General features: G+C 75.4%; 2 protein-coding genes. Both read right to left on the reverse strand.

Annotated elements, in window-relative coordinates; all coding sequences use genetic code 11:
• Positions 1-1,507, reverse strand: a 1,507-nt coding sequence (locus HG543_RS53200) for a serine/threonine-protein kinase (RefSeq protein WP_169352611.1), incomplete at its 3' end; no start/stop codon positions are given.
• A gap of 75 nt (positions 1,508-1,582) precedes the next feature.
• On the reverse strand, positions 1,583-2,277 hold a 695-nt coding region (locus HG543_RS53205; protein ID WP_169352612.1), incomplete at its 5' end, for a PHP domain-containing protein.

The following is a 2,277-nucleotide window of genomic DNA, read 5'->3' on the forward strand; positions in this document are numbered from 1 at the left end:
GGGGCTGGGGGCGGGTGGTGAGCGCGGGCGCGTCGCGGCACCCCGACAGCCCCTCCATGGAGGCCACCATCTGCGGCGCGTTCTGCACCGTCTGCGCGTCCGCCTTCTCCAGCACGTCGGTGACGGCGGCCAGGTGCCACAGCCGCGAGTCCAGGCACGCCGCCGTCTGCCACGACGCGCCGGGAGCGTCTTCCTCCGAGGCGAGGCACGCGTCCACGCGCAGCGAGCGCCACGCGGAGGCCTGGGCGTCCAGCGCGGTGGAGACGGCCTCCCACGCGGAAGGCGCGTAGGGCTTGCCGGTGGCGAGGAAGGCCGCGCGGATGCGCTCGCGCCGCTCGGGGCTCCAGACGGTGGAGAGCTTGTCCGCCTCCTGTGCGCAGCGCGCCTCGCGCCGGTGCGCCACCACGTAGCCCGCCGCCAGTCCCAGCAGGCTCGCCGCGGCGGCGGAGGAGGCCACCCACGCGCGCACGCGCGAGGAGCGCGGCGGCTCCAGCTCCGCCAGCAGCGCGTCCATGGAGGGGAAGCGCTCCTCCGGACTCGCGCGCAGGCCCCGCAGCACCGCCCGGCGCACCCGCGCGGGCAGCTTCACCTCGCGCTCCGGCGCCCGCAGGCGTCCCTCCCGCGCCGCGCGGCCCAGCTCCTCCAGGCTGTCGCCCTCGAAGGGGCGCACGCCATACAGGGCCTCGTGCAGGGCGACGCAGAAGCTGAACTGGTCCGACTGCGCGTCCACGCCGTGGCCCTGCTGCTGCTCCGGCGCCATGTACGCCGGCGTGCCCACCAGCGCCCCCGTGCGCGTCAGCGGCGACGGCGCGCCCGGAGCCCTCGGCGGGGACGCGACGCTCCGGAGCCGGAGCCCCCGGTTGGAAGGGCGCGCCAGCCCGAAGTCCGTCACCCGCACGCGCCCGTCCTGGCCGACGAGGACGTTGGCGGGCTTGAAGTCGCGGTGCACCAGCCCCGCGGCGTGCGCGGCGGCCAGCCCCCGGCCCGCGTCGTGGAAGACGCGCAGCACCTCTCTCGGCGAGCGGGGCGCCTTCAGCCACTCGGACAGGGTGGCGCCCTCCACCAGCTCCAGCGCCAGGAAGACGCGGTCGTCGCACACGCCCACGTCGTGCACGGTGACGACGTTGGGGTGCGCCAGGCGGGCCAGGGCCTGGGCCTCGCGCAACAGCCGCACGCGCAGGTCCTCCACGTGCTGGCCGCCCGGACGCAGGAGCTTCAGCGCCACCTGCCGGTCCAGCTCCGGGTCGTATGCCGCGTACACCTCGCCCATGGCGCCCCGGCCGATGCGCTCCAGCACCACGTACCGGGCCAGCGTCGCGCCCTGCGCCAGCGGCGGGCGGTCCTCACCGTCCGTGTCGGGGGTGCCCGGCGTGGAGCTGGCCGCCAGCGCCACCTGCTCCTGGCAGCCCGCGCAGCCCTCCACGTGGGCCAGCACGCGCACCCGCCGGGCCTCGGGCAGCAGTCCCTCGACGAAATCGCTCAGGGTCGTCTCGCTCGGGCACTCCATGCGGAGCCGAGCGTAGCAAAATCCGGATTTTCTCTCCTTTTCTTGGAGTCCGTGGGGTCCGGACGGCCCCAGGGCTCACGCGGCGGCGCGGGCCTTGAGGCGGGCGAAGAGCTCCGGCGGCATGGCGGCGTCACCCAGCTTGTGGTCGGGGGAGACGGCCTCGCCGTGGAAGTCGCTGCCGGAGGTGGGCACGAGGTCGAACTCCTTCGCCAGCCCGAGGTACTTCTGGCGCACGCTGGGGTTGTGGTCCGAGTGCAGCACCTCCATCCCGGCCAGGCCCGCCTTCGCCAGCGCGCGAATCTCCAGCCGCTCCATGCGCGAGGAGCCCGGGTGCGCGAGGGTGGCGGTGCCGCCCGCCTTGCGGATGAGGCGGATGGCCTCGGCGCCGTCCAGCTTGTAGCGGTCCACCCAGGCCGCGCCGCGCGTGCCGAGGAAGCGGTCGAAGGCCTCCTTCACGTCCACGGCCCAGCCCTGCTCCACCAGCACGCGCGCCAGGTGGGGCCGGCCGAGCTGCGCGTTCCCCGCCACCGCGAGCACCTGCTCCATCCGCACGGGGTAGCCGAGCTGCCGCATCCGCTCCACCATGGCCACCATCCGCTGCTCGCGCTCCGTGCGCAGCCGCTCGGAGAAGCGGGCGATGTCCTCGTCGTCCGGCCGCAGGAAGTGGCCCAGGATGTGGACCTCGCGCCCGTGGATGAAGGCGGACAGCTCGATGCCCGGCACCAGCTCCACCCCGTGGGCGCGCGCCGCCTCCGCCGCCTCCCCAAGCC

It is taken from the genome of Pyxidicoccus fallax, from assembly GCF_012933655.1.
Taxonomy (GTDB): domain Bacteria; phylum Myxococcota; class Myxococcia; order Myxococcales; family Myxococcaceae; genus Myxococcus; species Myxococcus fallax.